General features: G+C 67.7%; 17 protein-coding genes and 1 pseudogene. 9 read left to right on the top strand and 9 right to left on the bottom strand.

The features are described 5' to 3' along the window. Positions 1-4: 4 nt before the first annotated feature. From tatA to LC490_RS02815, 3 genes and pseudogenes are all read right to left on the bottom strand, one after another. Positions 5-238: a Sec-independent protein translocase subunit TatA gene (gene tatA, locus LC490_RS02825; protein WP_031370598.1), complete on the bottom strand. Its 234-nt coding sequence runs from the start codon at positions 236-238 to the stop codon at positions 5-7. A gap of 472 nt (positions 239-710) precedes the next feature. Further along, positions 711-1,409 (bottom strand): annotated as a pseudogene (locus tag LC490_RS02820) (lipid-binding SYLF domain-containing protein); the annotation flags it as partial. A 286-nt stretch (positions 1,410-1,695) separates the two neighbouring features. After that, a complete protein-coding gene (locus tag LC490_RS02815; protein WP_223619223.1) occupies positions 1,696-2,694 on the bottom strand; it encodes a DUF4350 domain-containing protein in 999 nt (332 codons plus the stop codon). A 240-nt stretch (positions 2,695-2,934) separates the two neighbouring features. On the opposite strand from LC490_RS02815, the gene hemH reads away from it, so the two are divergent. Beyond that, complete coding sequence (gene hemH, locus LC490_RS02810; RefSeq protein WP_223619297.1) at positions 2,935-3,930, top strand: ferrochelatase; 996 nt, start codon at positions 2,935-2,937, stop codon at positions 3,928-3,930. Further along, positions 3,927-4,793, top strand: a complete 867-nt coding sequence (locus LC490_RS02805; RefSeq protein WP_223619222.1) for an alpha/beta fold hydrolase — start codon at positions 3,927-3,929, stop codon at positions 4,791-4,793. Before hemH ends, LC490_RS02805 begins: the two co-directional genes overlap by 4 nt. 46 nt (positions 4,794-4,839) lie before the next feature. Here LC490_RS02805 and LC490_RS02800 read toward each other — a convergent pair whose 3' ends face one another. From LC490_RS02800 to ttcA, 3 genes are all read right to left on the bottom strand, one after another. After that, positions 4,840-5,634, bottom strand: a complete 795-nt coding sequence (locus tag LC490_RS02800; RefSeq protein WP_223619221.1) for a SprT family zinc-dependent metalloprotease — start codon at positions 5,632-5,634, stop codon at positions 4,840-4,842. Positions 5,635-5,844: 210 nt separating this feature from the next. Further along, complete coding sequence (locus LC490_RS02795; RefSeq protein WP_031370592.1) at positions 5,845-6,756, bottom strand: recombination-associated protein RdgC; 912 nt, start codon at positions 6,754-6,756, stop codon at positions 5,845-5,847. A 128-nt stretch (positions 6,757-6,884) separates the two neighbouring features. Beyond that, complete coding sequence (gene ttcA, locus LC490_RS02790) at positions 6,885-7,790, bottom strand: tRNA 2-thiocytidine(32) synthetase TtcA (RefSeq protein WP_223619220.1); 906 nt, start codon at positions 7,788-7,790, stop codon at positions 6,885-6,887. Between the two features lie 99 nt (positions 7,791-7,889). Between ttcA and LC490_RS02785 the strand changes: the two genes are divergently transcribed. From LC490_RS02785 to LC490_RS02765, 5 genes are all read left to right on the top strand, one after another. Continuing rightward, positions 7,890-8,099 carry a YdcH family protein gene (locus tag LC490_RS02785; RefSeq protein ID WP_031370590.1) on the top strand — a complete coding sequence of 70 codons (210 nt, stop codon included), beginning with the start codon at positions 7,890-7,892 and terminating at the stop codon, positions 8,097-8,099. A 114-nt stretch (positions 8,100-8,213) separates the two neighbouring features. Further along, positions 8,214-8,828, top strand: a complete 615-nt coding sequence (locus LC490_RS02780) for a hypothetical protein (RefSeq protein WP_223619219.1) — start codon at positions 8,214-8,216, stop codon at positions 8,826-8,828. Next, positions 8,825-9,457 carry a hypothetical protein gene (locus LC490_RS02775; protein ID WP_031370588.1) on the top strand — a complete coding sequence of 211 codons (633 nt, stop codon included), beginning with the start codon at positions 8,825-8,827 and terminating at the stop codon, positions 9,455-9,457. Before LC490_RS02780 ends, LC490_RS02775 begins: the two co-directional genes overlap by 4 nt. Continuing rightward, positions 9,454-10,104, top strand: a complete 651-nt coding sequence (locus tag LC490_RS02770; RefSeq protein WP_223619218.1) for a hypothetical protein — start codon at positions 9,454-9,456, stop codon at positions 10,102-10,104. The genes LC490_RS02775 and LC490_RS02770 overlap by 4 nt, the downstream gene beginning before the upstream one ends. A 101-nt stretch (positions 10,105-10,205) precedes the next feature. Continuing rightward, on the top strand, positions 10,206-10,661 hold the full coding sequence (locus tag LC490_RS02765) for a hypothetical protein (protein ID WP_223619217.1): 456 nt from the start codon (positions 10,206-10,208) through the stop codon (positions 10,659-10,661). Positions 10,662-10,941: 280 nt separating this feature from the next. Here LC490_RS02765 and LC490_RS02760 read toward each other — a convergent pair whose 3' ends face one another. The 3 genes from LC490_RS02760 to LC490_RS02750 form a co-directional block, all read right to left on the bottom strand. Continuing rightward, a complete protein-coding gene (locus LC490_RS02760) occupies positions 10,942-12,243 on the bottom strand; it encodes a hypothetical protein (protein WP_223619216.1) in 1,302 nt (433 codons plus the stop codon). 927 nt (positions 12,244-13,170) lie between these two features. Beyond that, on the bottom strand, positions 13,171-16,125 hold the full coding sequence (gene plsB / locus LC490_RS02755; protein WP_343222994.1) for a glycerol-3-phosphate 1-O-acyltransferase PlsB: 2,955 nt from the start codon (positions 16,123-16,125) through the stop codon (positions 13,171-13,173). A gap of 111 nt (positions 16,126-16,236) precedes the next feature. Then, entirely contained in the window at positions 16,237-17,316 is a 1,080-nt protein-coding gene (locus LC490_RS02750; protein WP_223619215.1) for a hypothetical protein, read from the bottom strand. A gap of 325 nt (positions 17,317-17,641) precedes the next feature. Between LC490_RS02750 and LC490_RS02745 the strand changes: the two genes are divergently transcribed. Then, a complete protein-coding gene (locus LC490_RS02745; RefSeq protein ID WP_031371773.1) occupies positions 17,642-18,142 on the top strand; it encodes a spore coat U domain-containing protein in 501 nt (166 codons plus the stop codon). A gap of 14 nt (positions 18,143-18,156) precedes the next feature. Continuing rightward, entirely contained in the window at positions 18,157-18,909 is a 753-nt protein-coding gene (locus LC490_RS02740; protein WP_223619214.1) for a molecular chaperone, read from the top strand. The last annotated feature ends 1 nt before the right edge of the window (position 18,910 follow it).

Below are 18,910 nucleotides of genomic sequence, written 5' to 3'. Positions count from 1 at the left end.
AGCGTCAGCGCGGGGTGTGCTCGTCGTTGCGCGAGGACGGCGTCTTGTCGGAGGCGTTGTCTTGACGGGTTTCGTCGTTGAGCTGCTGCGTCGGCTTGTCGTCGTCGTGCATGCCCTTCTTGAAGCCCTTCACGGCTTCGCCGACGTCTTTGCCGATGTTGCCCAGACGCTTGGTGCCGAAAACCAGAACGACGATCAGCAGGACGACGACCCAGTGAATCCAACTCATGCTGCCCATGGCGGTGTCCCGTTAAACCCGTTGATAGTGGATGAGAACCTCAAGCCGGCTGGTCCGATCAGCTCGTCCGCGGCCGGCGCGATGTCGATGCGCGCAACCGGGGCCGTGAGGATACCGCAACCTTTGTAACAGAAGGTTGCGGCACCGGCCGTCCGATACAGATCGACACTGCCCGGCCACGGGCTAATGAGCCTGCGGTCACGCACCGGCGCGGCCGTTGGCGAACCGTCATGCGGCCGCCATCGAACCGCAACCGGCAGGCCGATCAGGGCAGCGGTTCGACCTTGGCCGGGTTGGCCGGCACGGTCTCGAACGGCTGCGGCTGGCCCTGAACGGGCTGCGGCTGGGCCGGCTCGGCCGGCGCCAGGCGGGTCCGCGCCGGCGCGGCCTGGGCAGCGGCCGCGGCTTGGGCGGGGGTGATCCCGGATTCCGGATAGACCGTGGCGCCGAGCGCGGGGCGCTGGTCCTCGGCGGTGCGGTTGGCGCGCGCGGTCGCGCTGGCCTCTTCGAGACGGTCGCGGAAATCGACCACGGCAGTGGACGGCTGGCCGTTCGCGCGGCCCTCGAAAATCATGCGCGGGGTGCTGCCTTCGCCGTAGACGGCCTGGTTGGCGTCGTCGTCGATCGACAGCGCGGCGCCGTCGAGAGCGATGCCGGCGAACAGGCCGCGTGCGCGCGACCACGACCAGATCTCGGCCTTGAGCTGGCCGTCGGTGGCGGCCGCGGCGGTGCGGCCGACCGGGCCGGCGGCGACGCTGGCGTCGGCACCGAGGGTGACCTTGCCGTTGACGATCGAATCCAGGCCGCGGTCGCCGCGGAACACCAGGACGATGTCGGAGGACTGCACGCCGGCCTGGAAGCCGAAGCTGCCGCCGGTGAGCTTGACGAAGCTCGGGTTCGACCAGGTGCCGTCCGGGTTCTTGACCGAGACCAGGCCGTGGCCGCGGCGACCGCCGACGACCAGGCCGATCTTCAGCGTGTCGGGCACCACGACGATCGCGCGCGCTTCGTCGAACAGCTTGTCGGGAATCGAGGATTCGGGAATTTGCTGGATGTCGCCGAGCACGCGCACCGCGTCGCGTGCGCGTTGATCCTCGGTCGGGCCGGCCACGGCGGCGGTGGCGGCGATACCCAGGCTCAGGGCGAGACTCAGACTCAGGACGCGAGGCAAGGAACGGGGCATGGGGGACTCCGGCGGACGGCGGAAACAGACATGTTCGGAAGTAGAACATGCTCGGCGCGCTCGACGGTACGTCGCATCGACGCTGCACCGGCTTGACAGCGCCGGTTGGGCAGGTCGCGAACGCGCAGCGGGCACGTTCATCGTAACGGGCCCGATCGCAGGAACGAGCCTTTTGCGAGGCTAGCGATTCGGCGATGAATCTTCGCCGAATCGCGGCTGAAGGGCGGCCGGCTCGCGGCCGCACTGCGCGAACCGGCGCAATGCGGCCGCGCGCTTATCGCGCCGGCTTCGGCGAGGGCGCGTCGGCGTCGAGCCGGCCCGACAGCCAATGCGCTACGTTCAAGGCGAGCTGGAAATTCTGCTCCGCCCCGGGCGCATTCATGCCCATCGGGCACTTATCCGGACCTTGCAGCTGCGTGGTGAACATCGCCGCCTCGCCGAAGAACGCAGCGCGTCCTGCCCCCACCCGCAATACCGCGCCCTGCGACCAGCCCGCGACCGGAATCTGCGGCGTATCGGCATGGAATTGCCAGGGCTTGAGCGGTTGCAGCGAGACATAGCCCGACGGCAGCGCCAGCACCGACTCGGCACCATCCGGCAAGCGGAAGGCCTGGCCGGTGAAACTGCGCACCTGGGTCACCGTTTCGCCGCTGCGACGACCGCGCAGTACGGCATGCGCGACGAGGGTGCCGTCGCTGCGCCGGAACAGCGTCGGCTGTTTGAAGATCGCCGCACGCCGCTGCGGATCGGCGTCGAAGCCCGGCATCGCGAAGCCGTCGCTGAACTCGACCCCGAACGCCCGCGCCAACGACGCCGCCGCGCCCGCCAGCGGCATATGGTCGGCGATCAGCCACAGCTTGCCGCCGCGCTGGACCCAACGCCGGGTCGCGCGGATCTCGGCGTCGCTGAAGGCCGACGGGGTGGGGCTGGGGTAGTCGTTCCAATCGGCATCGCTCGGCTGCGCATTGGCGATCACCACGATCGCGCACGGCGCCAGCGTCGCCGCCTCGAGCCTGCCGCGCAGCGGCCGCACCGAATGGCCGTCGCGGCGCAACAGCTCGCCGAACGACCAATAGCGGCCGTCGAGGGTGTGGAAGTTATGGTGGGCCTCGTCCAGGCACACCACCGGTCCGGTGCCTTTGGCGTAGGTCGGCGCCAGGATCGGCGCGCGGTAGTCGCGATCGGGAATCTGTTGTGCGGCCAGGGGCAGGCTGGATCCCAGGATCAACCCCGCTATCGTCGGTACGGCAATCTTCAGTACGGCTTTGCTCACGCGCGCTTCTCCAGGATACGGCTGCGGTCGGGATATCTGGTCCAGGGGCGCGTGGCGTCGCTCCCTCCGGACATGATCGCCGATCGGGCGCACACCGACGCGGGACCTGCGACACGCACGTACGAACGCCCGAGCGACACAGCGTCTCGCCACCTCATCCGCCCCCGCCTATCGCTGCCATCGAAAACTTCGATCCCGCGGAGATTTCGCAGGCGGGGCGCCGGGTGTCATCCTATGCCCATGCCCGCAACCGCCAGCATCACCGACCGCGACGCCCCCTCCACCGCCGACACCGCCGTGGTCCTGGTCAATCTCGGCACGCCCGATGCGCCGAACACGCGCGCGGTGCGCCGTTATCTGTCCGAGTTCCTGCACGACCGCCGGGTCGTCGACATGAGCCGCTGGCTGTGGTGCCCGCTGCTGCATTTCGCCATCCTGCCCCTGCGCAGCGGCAAGGTCGCCAACAAATACGCCAGCGTCTGGCTGCCGGAAGGCTCGCCGCTGGCCGTGCACACGCGCCGCCTCGCCCAGGCCGTCCAGCACGAGCTGCCCGAGGCGCGCGTGCTGCATGCGATGCGCTACGGCCAACCGTCGTGGAAGCAGTTGTTGCAACGGCTGCAGGCCGAGGGCGTGCGACGTGTGTTGGCCCTGCCGCTGTATCCGCAGTACTCGACCTCGACCACCGCCTCGGTCGGCGACGTGCTCGGCCGTGCCGAAGGCCTGGCGACGCGTCTGGTCGACGATTATCACGACGATCCGGACTGGGTCGCGGCGATCGCCGACTCGATCCATCGCCACCGCGCCAACGAGGGCGCCGGCGAGCACCTGCTGTTCTCGTTCCACGGCCTGCCGCAACGCTTCGTCGACGGCGGCGACCCTTATGCCCGCCAGTGCGAAGCCAGCGCGCGCGCCATCGCCCGGGCCCTGAACCTGCCCGATGCGGCCTGGACGCTCACCTACCAATCGCGCTTCGGCCGCGAACGCTGGCTGGAGCCATCCACCGCCGGCACCCTGGATGCGCTGGCGGCGCGCGGCATCAAGCGCGTCGACGTGGTCGCGCCCGGCTTCGCGGTCGACTGCCTGGAAACCCTGGAAGAGGTCGCGATGATGCTGGCCGAGGATTTCGCCGAACACGGCGGCGAGCTGCGCTATATCCCCTGTCTCAACGAGTCGCCGACGCATGCCGCGCTGCTGGCCGGCATCGCCCGGCGCGAACTCGGAGCCTGGGAGCGATGACGGCGCTGCAGGAATTCGCCGTCGACAGCGTGTTCGGCCGCCTGGCCGGCCTGCGCAACGGCCAGATCGGCGCGCCGCGCCTGCTCGCCCTGCACGGTTGGCTCGACAACGCCGCCAGCTTCGTGCCGATCGCGCCCTGGTTCGAGGGCTTCGACCTGGTCGCCCCGGACTTGCCGGGCCACGGCGCCAGCGCGCATCTGCCGCCGGCCGCCGACTACACCTTGATCACCGCCGCGCGCGCCGCGCTCGCAGTCGCCGACGCCTTGGGCTGGGATCGCTTCCATGTGCTCGGCCATTCGCTCGGCGGCGCCACCGCCAGCGTCGTCGCCGCGGCCACGCCGCAGCGGGTCGACCGACTGTTGCTGATCGAAGCCCTGGGCTCGCTGGCCGAACACGAAGACCGCGTCGCCGCGCGCCTGCGCGAGGCCTTCGCCGGCCAGGCCGCGCTGGTCGGCAAACAGTTGCGCGTGTTCGGCGACATCGCCACCGCGGTGCGCGCGCGCATGACCGCCAACAGCCTCAGCGAACCGGTCGCGCGCCTGCTGGTCGAACGCGGCGTGGCGCCGGTACGCAGCGACGAAAGCCAGGGCGGTTTCGTCTGGCGCAGCGATCCCCGCCTGACCCTGACCACGGCGATGCGCATGAGCGAGGCGCAGATGCGCTCGCTGATCGCGGCGATCGAAAGCCCGACCTGCATGGTCTGGGCCGACCCGGCCCAGCCCTATATGCCCGACGAGCTGCGCCGCGAACGCGCGACCCTGCTGCCGCGCGGCGAGATGCACGTGTTGGCCGGAACCCATCACCTGCACATGGAGCAGCCGCGCGACGTCGGCGAACTGTTCCGCGCCTTCCTCGCCGGCTGAACCCGCCGGCTGAGCGCGCCGATCAGGCAGCCGGCTGAGCGACGGCTTATGCGTCGGCAGCGATCAAGCGGCGCAGGCCGGCCTTGAGGCTGCGGCCGGAAGCGCGGAAGTACTCGCGCTGATCGCGCCAATCGGGGCAGCGCGCCTCGACTTCGCGCCAAAACGCCCGCGAGTGATCGGCATGGATCAGGTGACAGAGCTCGTGCACCAGCACGTACTCGAACGCCGGCGGCGGCGCCAGCACCAGCGACAGGTCCAAGGTCAGCGCGCCGTCGGGCGCGAGCGAACCCCATTGCGAGGACATCACTCGATAACGCAGCCGCGACGGTGCGCGTGGCAGGCCGGGCAGGTACTTCGGCAGCCAGCGGCCGACATCGGCGCGCGCCTGGCCTTCGTAGAAATCGCGCAGCGCGCGCTGCAACGCGGCTGCGTTGACCGCCTCGGGCGCGGCGATGTCGAGCGCGTCTTCGTTGAGTTGCAGGCGCAGGTAGCGCGCGACCTGCCAGCGCACCGGCAGGTCCGCGCCGCGCAGGGGGATGCTCGCGCTGACGTGCGGCTGCAGGCGGGCCGCGTCGCTGTCGGCCTGGGCGATCTGGGCCAGCAGCCAGTCGCCGTGTTCGATCACGAAACGCTGGCCGGCGATCTCGCTGGCGCGCATCGGCAGGGTCAGGCGCGGGCCGCGTTCATCGACACTGAGCTTGATCCGGCGCGCCCGCGGATCGCGCACCCGCAAGACCTCGACCACGTGACCGTTGCCGAGGTCGATCGCGAGGGTTTCGCGCGAGACCGTGCGCGAGGCGGCTTGCGGCTTGCCGGTCAGCAGGCGCAGGAGGCTCGTCATGGGTGGGGGACCGCCATGGGCGAAGCATAACGCCACGGACGCTGCGACGATGCGGCGGCGCAGTGAAACTTCAATGACGACGTATCAGGACCTTCGAAGAGGCGGCTCGCTCGACCATCGAGTTCCTCGGAAACACTTTGCGTGCGACTCGATGCCCTTACCCCCTCCCGCCAAGCGGGAGAGGGGTTGTGGTGCGAAAGCCGGCGTGGATCAGGCCTCGACCTTGCTCAGCTTCAGGGCCGATTCCAGCACCCGGAACAGACGCTTCACTTCCGCGCTCATCAGCGCAAAACGCGCATCCAGTTCGGCGCGCAGGCCGTCGCCTTCGCTGTGTTCGAGCTGGTCCACGGCGCCGTCGAGCAGCTTGAACTTGCGCACCACCAGGTCCTCGCCGATCACGAACGACACATGATCGTCCAGGGTCAGCGCCAGACGGGTGACCTGCTTGCCGGTTTCCAGGTGCTTGGCGATCTCGTCGCTCTCCAGCTCCTGGCGTTGGCACTTGACCACCGCGCCCTGGTCGACCGGGTCGCGCAGTTCGCACTCGTCGCCCAGGCTGATGCCGTCGGGCAATTCTTCGCCGGCGACCCAGCCGGTCAGGATCGAACGCGGCGCGATCTCGGCGTTCAACGGCAGGGCCGGGAAGCTGCCGATGGCGCGGCGGATCTCGCTGATCACGTTCTCGCCGGTCTTGCGGCTGGAGGTGTCGACGATGACCAGGCCGTGTTCGAGATCGATCATCGCGTCGGTGCGGCTGGGCTTGATGAAGGCGCGCGGCATCAGGTCGACGATCAGCTCGTCCTTGAGGCGCTTGCGGGTGCGGCCGCCGGGCTTGCGGCCTTCCTTCTGCTCGATTTCGGCGAGCTTCTTGGCCAGCATGTCGTTGATCACCGAACCCGGCAGCAGACGGTCTTCGCCGCCCGAGGTCAGCCAGATCGCGTCGCCGATGCGGTTGCTCATCATCGCGTCCTCGGCGTCGCGGCCGAACGGCGAGATGAAACCGCGCGAGGACAGTTCAAGCGGACCGACCGGCTTGAGCCTGCACTCTTCCAGGCCTTTATCCAGTTCGTCGAGTTTGTGGGTGGTGGGAAAGCGGAAGAAGGTCAGATTGCGAAAGAACATCGAAGGACCGAATTGGAGAGGAATGGAGTCGAATGCTCTGGCTCGTCATTCCCGCAAAAGCGGGAATCCGGAAACTTCAGAGTCATATCGCGATGAAGCCCCTGAGGCGGGGCCGAAGAAACGACGCCTCATCCAGTCTGCGCGTCGTTGGTATCAATCGTTGCGTCCAGCCACACCGGCGCGTCGGCGGCCGGCACGCCGCCGGCCTGTCCCAGGCCGAGGAAATCGAACAATTTCGGATCGCTCAACTGCGAGGGGCGGATGTCGCCGAGCGCGCGCGAGATGGTCTCGATGCGGCCGGGCGTCTCGCGTTCCCAGGCGTCCATCATCCGCTTGACCTGCTTGCGCTGCAGGTTCTCCTGCGAGCCGCACAGGTTGCAGGGAATGATCGGGAAGCCCTTGATCGCGGCGTAGTCGACGATGTCGTCCTCGCGCACGTAGGCCAGCGGCCGGATCACCACGTGCTTGCCGTCGTCGGACAGCAGCTTGGGCGGCATGCCGCTGAGCTTGGCGTGGAAGAACAGGTTGAGGAAGAAGGTCGCCACCAGGTCGTCGCGGTGGTGGCCCAGGGCGATCTTGGTGAAGCCCTGTTCCTCGGCATAGGTGTAGAGCGCGCCGCGCCGCAGGCGCGAGCACAGCGAACACATGGTCTTGCCCTCGGGCACGACCCGGGTCACCACCGAATAGGTGTCCTGCTCGAGGATCTTGTAGGGCACCCCGATCGATTCGAGGTAGGCCGGCAGCACGTGCTCGGGAAAGTCGGGCTGCTTCTGGTCCAGGTTCACCGCGACCAGCTCGAACTTCACCGGCGCCTTCTTCTGCAACTGCAGCAGGACGTCGAGCAGGGTGTAGCTGTCCTTGCCGCCGGACAGACAGACCATGACCTTGTCGCCCTCTTCGATCATGCCGAAATCGGCGATTGCCCGGCCGACCTGATGGCGCAGGCGGGTGGCGAGGCGTTCGCCGTCGCTGCCGCGGCGGGCCTCGGCGCGGGCGGGACGGGTCGGTTCGGCGAGGGGCAGGACGATGCTCATGAGGGCGCCAATTCTACGCTACGGGTCGGTGAACACCGCCCGCGCGCCGATCGAGGGGGCCGATGACGTTGGTCGTGGCGGCGCGCTAAGCTGATGCGCATGACCGGAAGCGCCGATCCCGCCGAGACCGCCCGCCAGCTCGCCGAGCTGCGCCTGGAACATCGCGATCTGAACGCGGCCATCGACCGCCTGGGCCTGGACCCGCAGGCCGACGAACTTACGGTCAAGCGCCTGAAGAAGCGCAAGCTCTGGCTCAAGGACTGTATCGCCCGCCTCGAAAGCGCCCTGATTCCCGACGAACCGGCCTGAGCCGCAAGCGCGGCCCCGCGTCGCGCGGCCGCCGCATCCGGTATTGAGATTTCCGCGCGCGGCGCGGCCTTCACGCTGTGATAGGGTGCCGCCACTCGATCGGCAGACAGCGGCATGGCGAACAAGGACGAACTGGTCCAGACGGCACGCAACCCCTGGTGGCAGGGCGCTGCGGCGGTGGCGCTCGTCGCCGTCGTCGCCACCGCCGCACTCGGCGGCTTCGGCCAGGCCAAGAGCAAGCCCTTGCCGGAGTACAAGGCCGGCCATCGCTACCAGGGTGGCGCCCTCGCGGTGACGCCGCTGCGGGCCTGGGTCGCGCGCTACAAGCCCGGCGGCCGCATCGATGCCTTCAACCCGAAGTCCTACCTGGTGCTGCAGGTCGAGGTCGAAAACCGCACGCCGCGCAGCTTCAGCGCGTTCGGCTATCCGCAGCAGGACCTGATCCTGGTGTCGAGCAAGCGCGAACCGATCCAGTCCGACCTGCTGATGAGGTCCGACGACCACTCCGTCGCCGGCGACCTGCATCCGCGCCTCAAGCAACGCATCGACATGGTCTGGACCTTGCCGAAGAATTACGTCTACACGCCGCAAGCGACCTTCGGCGTATTCGCTCGCGCCTACAAGGCCAAGGCCTATCTCAACGACGAAGGCGCCTGGGTCCAGGGCAAGCCTGCCGCCAAGTACGCGATGGCCGTGCAGGACCTGCGCGACCGGGCGGTGGCGCCGTGAGCGCGCCCGCCGCCGCCCGCACCGCCTGGCGCCTGCCGCGCTGGCGCTGGCGCGACGCCCTGTGGATTCTCCTGGCTCTGATCGCGGTGGTCGCCTTGCGCAAGGGCGAGTCCAGCTACGAACAGCGCGACACGCCCTTGGTGCAGCACGCGCAAGGCCTGGGCCGGGTCGAAGGCCGCAACTTCGCCGTCGACGTCACCGGCTTCAAGGCCGCGCACGCCTATCTGCTCAAGGGCGACTACAGCCATCCCGAGGACTATCTGCTGCGCACCCCCGGGGTGTGGCTGTCGGTGGTCGCCAAAGTCGAAGCACGCGACCAGAGCGGCTACGTCGGCGCGCAACTGCTCACCCGCGACGGCCTGACCTATGTCGCCTCCAGCCAGGACCGGCCGAAACTCAAAGGCCTCAACCTGCGCGAGCGCGTGGTCGTCCCCGGCCTGCCGGAAAGCGGCGCCTGGTTCTTCGAAGTGCCGGCCGACCGTCTGCAGGGCGCCCATCTGCAGTTCTACTGGGGCAACGGCCTGCCGCGCGGCGGCGACAGCCTGGTCGACGTCGACCTGGGCATCGATGCGGCGCGCGCGCGCAAGCTGATGGCCGAAGCCAAGCCGGTACTGGACCTGCGCCCATGAGTTCCACGCCCATAAGTTCCGCGCCGATGACGCCCGAACCCTCCGAGCTCGACACCGCCCGCACGGCTCCGGCCGGTTGGTGGCGGCGCAACGCACTGTGGCTGCTGGGCACCCTGGTGTTCGGCGCCTGGGCGATCTATGCGCCCTACCGCGAGGCCTTGCAGGCCTACCAGAACCGTCACCCCTCGCACGCCATCGACGTGCCCAAGGGCGAGTGGGCGCAGTACGAAGGCGCGCGTTGGCGCCTGGTCTCGGCCGAAGCCCTGGCCCCGCGCGACCCGCGCATCGGCGGCCCCTTGCGCAAGGACGCCGGAGTTTTGCTGCTGCAATTCGAAGTGATCGCCGATTCCGGCACCCAGGCCAAGGCCCTGGACCTGTGCAAGGGCCAGGTGTCCGATGCGCAGGGCCGCTTGTGGGACGCGAATCCGGCCGGCCTGCCGCGGCTGAGCGGCGCCAAGCTGCCGAACACCTGCGGCAGCGGTTACGACGCGCAATACAAATCGATCATCGCCCTGCCGGGCCGCCCGTTCCGCTTCCAGCACGCCTATCTGTTGCCGCGTACGCAGCGGCTCGAAGGATTGCAGGCGCGGATCGACTTGCGTAATTCGCAGACGTCCAAGGGCCGGTATTTGCGCTTTGCGCTTTGATCGGCGCGGCCTCGCGCTGGATCCGCGCAAGCTCGTACCGACTCGCTCGGGCTCGCGCTCGGCTTCTGTAGGAGCGGCGTCCTACTGGATTTCCTTCGGTCATGAGCCGCAACCGCACTGCCCCGATCTCGCGCCGTCACTTCCCGCAGCTCGGGCTCCTGGGTAGGAGCGGCGCGAGCCGCGACCACCTACATTCCGTGTCCGTCGTCGATCGCGATGCGCGCATCCGCTTCAGCGGCGTTGCCGTTGCCGTTGCCGTTGCCGTTGCCGTTGCCGTTGCCGTTGCCGAGATTTTGATCTGCTTTGCCGCTTTACCGGTCAAGTGGAGACCCGGAGGGCGCTGCACAGGACGTGCGGCGTTTTTCGATAGGACAAGGATGTCCTATCGAAAAATCCCGGCGACAGCATCGCACTCGTGGCCTGTGCCCTTGCAAGGAGAGCCCTTTTCTTTGGTTACCTTTCTTTTGGGCTTAGCAAAAGAAAGTAACCCGGCCGCGTTAGCGGGCGGAAGCTTTGCACTTGCTCAAGGCTCTAAAGAAACAAAATCAAACGCCTAAAGCTTCCGCCACTAAAGCGGCGGGTTACTTTCTTTTGTCATAAGCAACAAAAGAAAGGTAACCAAAGAAAAATGCTTTTCTTTGAATCACCAGCCCGCACGATCGGTGCAGACGCAGGGCTTTTTCATACGGGACATCCCTGTCCCGATGAAAAACGGCGCGCATCCCTGCGCGCCGCCCTTCGGGTCTTCGATTGCCTTCGCTAGTGCGAATCGGCGCACAGCAACAGCAAAATCATTACGGCAACGGCAACGGCAACGGCAACGGCAACGGCCGAGGCTCAAGCCGAACGCGGCAACCTTGCAATGGCGCGATCGAACGTCGCAGCCAACAACACGACTCGCAAGACATCGGTGAACAACGAGGTGCGGAACGACAACGGGGTGTTGAGGAACACCGCCAAGGGCTGGCCGACGACGTTCTGCCATTCCGGGTCCTTCGGCCCAACCACATGTTCCATCAAGCGCCACGACCACGAGTCGATGTACGACAACAACTGCCAGCACACGCACAAGGTCAGCAAGGCCGGCAGGCCGGCGCGCAGCACCAGGCGCAGGCTGTTGACCACCGGCACGCCCTTGCTGGTCCAGCCGGCGCTGGCCTTGTCGGCCAGCATGCGCAAGCTGAAATGCATCGACTTGAAGCGCGCGCTGACCTTGCCGAGGGTTTCGTCGGCACCGTCGAGGCGCTGCGCGCGGCGCAGATCGATGCCGTAGATGATCGCGGTGATCGCCAGCCAGATCAGCGGCAGCACCACCGCACCGGCAGCGGTGCCGACGATGTCCCAGACCGGCACGATGCCCTTCTTGGCCGGGGTCAGCAGCTTGAACGCCGACATCGGGTCGTCCCACCACTGGGTCACGGCGGCATAGACCACCCGCTCGTGCCACCAGTCCTTCAGGCCGTTCATGACTTGCGCGATGGCGGCCACGCCCACGAACACCCAGTAGGCTTCGCAGCTGGTCGCGACCACGTTCCACAGCGCATGCCCGGTGGCTTCGGCGCGACGCTTGCTGAACCAGCGCACCGCCCAGGCCACCGCAAGCGCGATCCACAAGCCCTTGAGCTTGAGCACCTCGTTGAGGTTTTCCTTTTCCCAGACGCTGAAGATGTAGGCGGTGCGGAAGTTGCGGCGCAGGTCTTCGAGCAGGCCCCAACCGGCGTAGTAGGCGAAGAACGGCAGCATCGCGATGGCCAGCGCAGTGATCCATTGCTTGCGCACCGCCGCCGTGTCCGGCGTGGTCGCACCGCCGGCGAGCATCGGCAACGACGGCCGCAGCGACTGGAACATCAGGATGGTGCCCGCGAGTTGGGTCACGATCAGCACCGACAGCACCGCGAACGACAGCAGCACCGAACGCTCGCCGAGCTTGACCGCCAGCCCCATCAACAGGTCGTAGCAGACCCGCTGGGCGAAGAACCAGAACGTCAACGCCGGCCAATGGCGCCAGAGCAGGCGTGCGCCGAGCGCGGGGATCTCGCGCCACGCGCCGCCCTGGGCGGCCACGCCAATGGCGCCGGAGTCGGCGGAAGATGCGGAAGGCACCGACAGCGTCGGCGTGGACAGCGAGGACGTGGACATCGACGGCAGCCGGACGGGAACCCGGCGATGGTACCCGTCTGTCGTCACGGTTTGCAGTGACGCGGGTCAGGGGCCGAGTGGCCGGATGCGGAAGCGCTCGGGCGTGGTCTGCCGCTCTATGCCGCGATGGCCGCGGACTTCGCTCAATGACGTCGGCGTTGCTGCCTCTGCGGATGCCTTGGTCGCGGCTTGCGCCGCTCCTACCCCAAAGCGCCCTTGCCCTTGCCGTTGCCGTTGCCGTTGCCGTTGCCGTTGCCGTTGCCGTTGCCGTTGCCGTAAGGATTTTGCTGTTGCCGTGCGTCGCCTCGCACTAGCGAAGGCAATCGAAGACCCGGAGGGCGGACCGCAGGGATGCGGGCCGTTTTTCATCGGGACAGGGATGTCCCGTATGAAAAAGCCCTGCGTCGGCACCGATCGTGCGGGCCTGTGATTCAAAACAAAAGCATTTTTCTTTGGTGACTTTCTTTTGTTGCTTTAGACAAAAGAAAGTTACCCGCCGCTTTAGTGGCGGAAGCTTTAGGCGTTTGATCCTGATCTTGTTTCTGAAGAAGCCATAAGCAAGAGCAGAGCTTCCGTCCGCTGACGCGGCCGGGTTACTTTCTTTTGCTAAGCCCAAAAGTCCGTCTGGATTCCCTTCGGTCAAAGGTAACCAAAGAAAAGGGCTCTCCTTGCAAGGGCACAAGCCACGAGTGCGATGCCTGCGCCGGGATTTTTCGATAAGACGTCCCTGTCTTATCGAAAAACGGCGCACGTCCTGTGCGCCGCCCTCCGGGTCTCCAGGTGTTCTCGCGAGTCCGGTACTGCGCCAAGCTCATCACGGCAACGGCAACGGCAACGGCAACGGCAACAGCAACCGCGTCGCGGCTCACGCCGCTCCTACAGGGGGAGCGGAATCCAAAGGGACATGCAAGAGAACCAGTGGCGGACTCAGGCGTCCGCCGAAGTCTTGGGCTCCGGCTTCGCCGCCATCTCCGGGCTGATCTTCTCGATCGTATGCCGCAACTCGCGGCCCAGAATGACCTTGGCGTCCTTCGCCCATGCATCCAGGCGCTGGTCGAAGGCGAGCTTGCCTTCGCTGTCGGGCCAGACCAGGCGCAGCTCGCGCAGTTTCTGGATGAAGCCACGGAACAAGGTCTTGTCGAAGAACTCCGGCGCGGCCGGCGCGTACAGCAGCGACAGGCGCTGAGCGGCGAGCTGGCACAGGCTTTCGAGTTCGCCGGCCGACATGGTGCCGGGGCCGTTCTTCACCAGCACCGAAATGGCGATGTAGTAACGCTCGAAAGCTTGCTGCAAGGAGTGGCCGATCGCACGCAGGCGGAACACTTCGTCGGTCTGGCCGGCGTTGCGGGCGAGGATGCCGCCGTCGTCTTCGCTGACGCGTTCGAGCAAGCCGGAGCGGACGAACACGTCGACCGTGCGCACCAGGCGCTCGGCGAATTCGTCCTCGCTCCACGGCAGGAACAGCTCGGCCTGTAGGAAGGGGTACACGCTGCGGCCCAGGCGCAACACGCCGGCCAGGCTCATGCGGCGGTTGTGCTGGAAGCAGCAGGCGATCCACGAGGCCGCGGTGAACAGGTGCAGGACGTTGTTGCGGAAATAGCTCAGCAGCACCGCCTTGTCGTCGCCGTCGACGCCGAGCACGTCGCCGAGCGGATGGGCGATGCGTTCGAGCACGTTGATCTCTTCGCCGTGGGCGACGATTTCCTGCGGCGTGTGCGGGGTGACGGTGACACGGTCGGAATACGGCAGCTCGGCCAGCAAGGTCTTGGACAGGGCGATCTGCGCGAGCAGGTCGGCCTCGCCCATCGCGTGTTTCGGCGTCGACAGCAGGGCCAGGGCGAGCAGGTTGATCGGGTTGACGTCGGCGGCGCGGTTGACGTTGACCTGGATCTGTTCGGCGACCGCATCGACCGTCGCCGACAGCCAGCTCGGCTTGTCTTCCTCGTCGAGCGGGCGGCCGTCCCACTCCGGGGCGTGCTGGGCGAGCATGTCGTTGAGCCGGATCGGCTCGCCGAAGTTCACCACCACCTGGCCGTAGTTGGAGCGCAGTACCTTGGGAATGCCCCACAGCAGCTGCCAGATCGATTCTTTTTCCTTCGGCTTGCCGGACAGCTCGTCGAGGTAGCTGTTGCCCTCCATGAGCTTCTCGTAGCCGACGTAGATCGGCTGGAACAGCACCGGCCGGGTCGGCTGGCGCAGGAAGCCGCGCACGGTCATCACGATCATGCCGCCCTTCGGCGGCAGCAGACGGCCGGTGCGCGAGCGCCCGCCTTCGATGAAGTACTCGATCGAATAACCGCCCGAGACCAGCTGGGCGACGTATTCGCTGAGGATCGCCGAGTACAGCGCGCTGCCGCGGATGCTGCGACGGATGAAGAAGGCGCCGCCCTTGCGAAGGATGGAGCCGACCACCGGCAGGTTGAGGTTGATGCCGGCGACGATGTGCGGCGGCACAATGCCCTTGGTGTAGAGCAGATAGCTCAACAACAGGTAGTCCATGTGGCTGCGATGGCAAGGCACGTAGACGACTTCGTGGCCGGGCGCGTCCTGCTTGAGCTGGTCGAGGTGATGCACCAGCACGCCGCGGTAGATGCGGTTCCACACCGGAGTCAGGATGAAGCTCAGCGAGCGCACCACCGGATGCGAATAGTCGGCCGCGATCTCGTAGGCCATGGCGTGGGCTTTCTTCCACGCTTCGGTGCTGTTGCTGCTGTCGCGACGGGCCTGGTCGGCGATCGCGTCCTTGACCGGTTCGGAAGCGAGCACGCGGTCGATCAGCATGCGCCGGGTCGACAGGTCGGGGCCGATCACCGCCGCGCGGATGCGGCGGAAGTGGGTGCGCAGCACGCGCGAGAGTTTGCGCACGGTGCGTTCGGACGGCAGGCCTTCGTCGACGATGCCGCGCAGCGACACCGGCGGCGAGAACCGCACCGTGGCGTGGCGGCCGTTGAGGGCGATCGCGAGCAGGCGGCGGAAGCGGCCGACCAGGGTCCAGTTTTCCGAGAACAACACCGAGAACCAACCGCTGCTGCGGTCCGGCGCGCGGCCGACGAAGATCGATACCGGCACCAACTGCACATCGAGCGCGGGGTCGTTGCGATGCGCGTCGAGCAGACGCGCGAGCGAACCGGAGTGAGTCTTGGCCGAGGGCGGACCGGACGGCGCCAAGGTGCCGGCGTGGCGCCGCGACAGCGCGACATAGGCGCGCTTACGGCCGAGCGGGTCGCCCGGCAACGGCTGCAGCGGCGACGGCAGGCCGCTCTCGCGGCAGGCGCGTTCGAGGATCAACGCATTCGACAGACCGTAGTCTTCGAGCACGTAGCAGACCGGGCGGCCGTGCCACTCCTCGGCGATATGTTCGGACGGCGCCTTCGGCTCGATGGTCAGCGACACCCACGGCGCCATGATCTTGCCGAGCAGGCGCGCCCACCACGGGCGATGCGCCGGCGGCGCGCCCGGACGCGACTCGCCCGCAGCCGCAGGCGGCGCGGCGATCGGCAGTTCGGGCTGATCGGGCTCGGGCTCGGGCTCGGGCTCGGGCTCGGGCTCGGCGGGCGCAGGCGAAGCGGCGAGCGCAGGCTCGGACCGGATCTCGTCGGCGGCTTCGGCGACGCGCTCGCTCATGGATTCGGCTTCGACGGCAGGTTCGACGGTGGACTCGACCTCGGGCTCGAACGCAGGTTCGGCGAGTTCGTCGGCGATCGCACTCGCGCGCTCGTCGGACGCGGCGGCCGCTTCGGCATCGACCGGCCCAGCAGGCACGTGTTCGGCGGAAGGATCGGCGGCAGCGGCCGGGTCCGAGGCGTCGACCGGCGTGCGTGCGGAGTCGGCCGAAGCGGCGTCGGGGAAAGGCAGGGGCGTTTGTTTCGGCATCCCGATCATTATGCCTATTCGGCTTCGGCGCGCGCCTGACCTATCGGGCCGCCTGAACCGGGCCGTTCGAACCGGCCCCGCAATTACGCCGGCCGCCGCGAAACCCAGGCGGAGCCAGGCTCAGCGCGCCGGCGCGGGTGCGGCCGGAGCGGTCGCTGGCGCCTGTTTGCTGTTGGCGGGGGCGGTCGCCTGCGACGGCTTGCCCTTGACCGGGGCGGTCGCCTGCTGCGGCTTGCCCTTGGCCGGAGCATTCGCCTGCGACGGCTTGCCTTCGGCCGGGGCATTCGCCTGTAGCGGCTTGCCTTCGGCCGCCGCCGGCGGCTCCACCCGCGTCGGCTTCGGCGGTGCCTGCGCTTCGGTCTCGGCGTGACGCAGCACGTCGCTGAGGTACCAGCGGCCGTCGCGGCGCTCGACCAGCACGTAGGCATCGACCGCTTCGCCGGCGAGTTCGTAACGCACCCGCACCCGCGCGGTGTCGCCGGTCTGCTCGGCCAGGCTGGTCTGCACGCTGGCGAGAGCGGCGTCGAGGTCGAGGCCGTAGCCGTTCACGACCTGCTTGAGCCGCTCGACGAAGGGCCCGAGCCGACGCAGGCTGCGGTCCATGCCGGTGCGGGCGAAGGCGTCCGGCGCCGCCAATCCGGTCGCGCGCGCGGCCGATACCAACTGCGGAATCGCCACCCGCGCCCGCGCCGAATCGCCCAGCGGCGCGCCCTGCGCCCAAGCGCTCATCGCCGCGATCAACTGGGCATGGTGGTCGCGCTCGGTGTCGCTGTAGCCGGCCTCACTGCGCACGTACTGAATCGCGAACAGGCCCATGGTCTTGGCCGCCGAATGCAATTCTTTGTCGGCGCCGGCGAACTGGCGACGATAGGTCGCGACCAGGGTGCGCTCGGCGTCCTGCGCGGCCAGCGCGGCGATGAAGCTCGGGAACCGGTCGTCCAGCGGCAGCTCGGTCAGCGGCCAGACCGTGCGGCCTTCGCGCCAGGCCGTCTCTAGGCGGGCATGCAATTGCGGCGGCACGGCATGGCGGGCGTAGGCGGCCAGGTCGTTGCGGCGCAGATCCGCGACCAACTGGGTCACGGCCTGTGCCGGCAGGGTCGGCACCGGATCGGCGGGCGGCGCTTCGCGCTCGCAGCCGGCCGCCGCCAACAGGGCAACGGTCGACAACAGCGCGGTGCAGGCGCGTCGGACGATGGACATCGGGTGCGGCTCCCCAGTCGCGGACGGGCATCTTGGCGGCGCACTCCGGCCGACACAAGCCGTTCACCCGGGCACCACCAAGAAAGCACACTAGTTGACGCATTACGTCGACTAGCGCTCATTTTCGGCGTGACGATAAAACCGTGATTTACATCACAAAAATAGATCTGAATGGGCCTTAGAACATATTCGTGACTGCGATCACCCTGTGTCCGTTTATGTCCGACTACTGTGCCCTGAATGGCATGTTTTATGCGTTCTTAACAGGCAGATCCGGCAAAAACGCCGGACCGTCAGAGCGCGATCAGCGCAGGAGCATCGATCCATGCGTCTTTCCCCGACCCGTCTGCTCGCAGCCATCCTCGTAGCCGGCATCGCGCCGGCCTACGCCGCCGATGACACCACCCAGTTCGACGTCACCATCACCATCACCAGCACCTGCGACATCCACACCGTCGCCGCCACCGACGTCAATTTCGGCACGGTCGCCTCGACCGCGACCAACGTCGACCAGCAGGGCCAGCTGACCGTGAACTGCACGCCGGGCACGGCCTATACGATCGCACTCGACAACGGCCAGAACGGCGCCGACGTCAACAGCCGCGCGATGAGCGACGGCACCAATGAAGTGCCCTATCAGCTCTATCGCGCCGCCGCACGCGGCGCCGGCGACGTCTGGGGCAGCACCACCGGTGGCGGCGGCAACGTCCTTGCAGGCAGCGGCACGGGTGCGGCCCAGAACCTGCCGGTCTACGGCAGGGCGCCGAGCGCCAACTTTCCCGCTGCTACTTACAATGACGTGGTAACCGCCACGGTGACCTACTGACCGGACAGGGAGAGATGAGCGGCCGCCGGCTCCTGCATGCCGTCCGTGCCGCTCTCGCCGTCGCGGCCGTATGGGGCGTGCTCGCGATGGCACCGGCGGTTGCGGCCGGGCTCCAGGTCACGCCCACCTCGCTGACTCTGCAGGCCAAGCAGAGCGCCGACGGCCTGTGGCTCAGCAACACCGGCAGCAAGCCGCTGCAGGCCCAGGTCCGCGTGTATCGCTGGATCCAGGAAAACGACGAGGAACGGTTCGAAGCGACGCGCGCGTTGGCGATCAGCCCGCCGATGCTGGAACTGGCGCCGGGGGCGCGGCAGTTGGTGCGGGTGATCCGGCTCGGTGCGCCGCCCGCCGCCGAAGAAAGCTACCGGCTGATCGTCGACGAACTGCCGCCGGGCGATCAGGACCGCCCGGCCGGCCTGCAATTCGTACTGCGCTATTCGGTCCCGGTGTTCCTCGCTCCGGCGGGGGACGCGGCCCTCGCACCCGAGCTGCGCGCGCAACTGAGCTTCGAAGGCGAGCAAGCGCGCTTAAGCGTGCACAACCGCGGCGGCCAGCATGCGCAGCTGGCCGATCTGGTATTCGTCGATGCGCAGGGAGGCCGTCATGCGATCGGGTCGGGCCTGTTCGGTTATGCCCTGGCCGGCCAGCGAATGCGTTGGCCGTTGGCGGCACCGACCGAGTTGCTGCGCGGTCCGGGCACGTTCAAAGCGAGGATCAATGGCGAATCGACCGAGCGGACGCTGGCGCTGGACTCGCCGGCTCGCTGAA

The organism is Lysobacter sp. ESA13C, from assembly GCF_019970005.1.
GTDB lineage: Bacteria > Pseudomonadota > Gammaproteobacteria > Xanthomonadales > Xanthomonadaceae > Lysobacter > Lysobacter antibioticus_B.
The sequence above is the reverse complement of the archived record's forward strand: the minus strand, read 5'-3'. Positions and strand labels throughout refer to the sequence as shown.

Excerpts from the sequence above, each read along its gene's own strand:
- LC490_RS02750 (WP_223619215.1), bottom strand. The coding sequence starts at position 17,316 with ATGTCCATCGTCCGACGCGCCTGCACCGCGCTGTTGTCGACCGTTGCC.
- LC490_RS02765 (WP_223619217.1), top strand. The coding sequence starts at position 10,206 with ATGAGCCGCAACCGCACTGCCCCGATCTCGCGCCGTCACTTCCCGCAG.
- LC490_RS02785 (WP_031370590.1), top strand. The coding sequence starts at position 7,890 with ATGACCGGAAGCGCCGATCCCGCCGAGACCGCCCGCCAGCTCGCCGAG.
- plsB (WP_343222994.1), bottom strand. The coding sequence starts at position 16,125 with ATGATCGGGATGCCGAAACAAACGCCCCTGCCTTTCCCCGACGCCGCT.
- LC490_RS02740 (WP_223619214.1), top strand. The coding sequence starts at position 18,157 with ATGAGCGGCCGCCGGCTCCTGCATGCCGTCCGTGCCGCTCTCGCCGTC.
- LC490_RS02770 (WP_223619218.1), top strand. The coding sequence starts at position 9,454 with ATGAGTTCCACGCCCATAAGTTCCGCGCCGATGACGCCCGAACCCTCC.
- tatA (WP_031370598.1), bottom strand. The coding sequence starts at position 238 with ATGGGCAGCATGAGTTGGATTCACTGGGTCGTCGTCCTGCTGATCGTC.
- ttcA (WP_223619220.1), bottom strand. The coding sequence starts at position 7,790 with ATGAGCATCGTCCTGCCCCTCGCCGAACCGACCCGTCCCGCCCGCGCC.
- LC490_RS02745 (WP_031371773.1), top strand. The coding sequence starts at position 17,642 with ATGCGTCTTTCCCCGACCCGTCTGCTCGCAGCCATCCTCGTAGCCGGC.
- hemH (WP_223619297.1), top strand. The coding sequence starts at position 2,935 with ATGCCCGCAACCGCCAGCATCACCGACCGCGACGCCCCCTCCACCGCC.
- LC490_RS02760 (WP_223619216.1), bottom strand. The coding sequence starts at position 12,243 with ATGTCCACGTCCTCGCTGTCCACGCCGACGCTGTCGGTGCCTTCCGCA.
- LC490_RS02800 (WP_223619221.1), bottom strand. The coding sequence starts at position 5,634 with ATGACGAGCCTCCTGCGCCTGCTGACCGGCAAGCCGCAAGCCGCCTCG.
- LC490_RS02795 (WP_031370592.1), bottom strand. The coding sequence starts at position 6,756 with ATGTTCTTTCGCAATCTGACCTTCTTCCGCTTTCCCACCACCCACAAA.
- LC490_RS02805 (WP_223619222.1), top strand. The coding sequence starts at position 3,927 with ATGACGGCGCTGCAGGAATTCGCCGTCGACAGCGTGTTCGGCCGCCTG.
- LC490_RS02780 (WP_223619219.1), top strand. The coding sequence starts at position 8,214 with ATGGCGAACAAGGACGAACTGGTCCAGACGGCACGCAACCCCTGGTGG.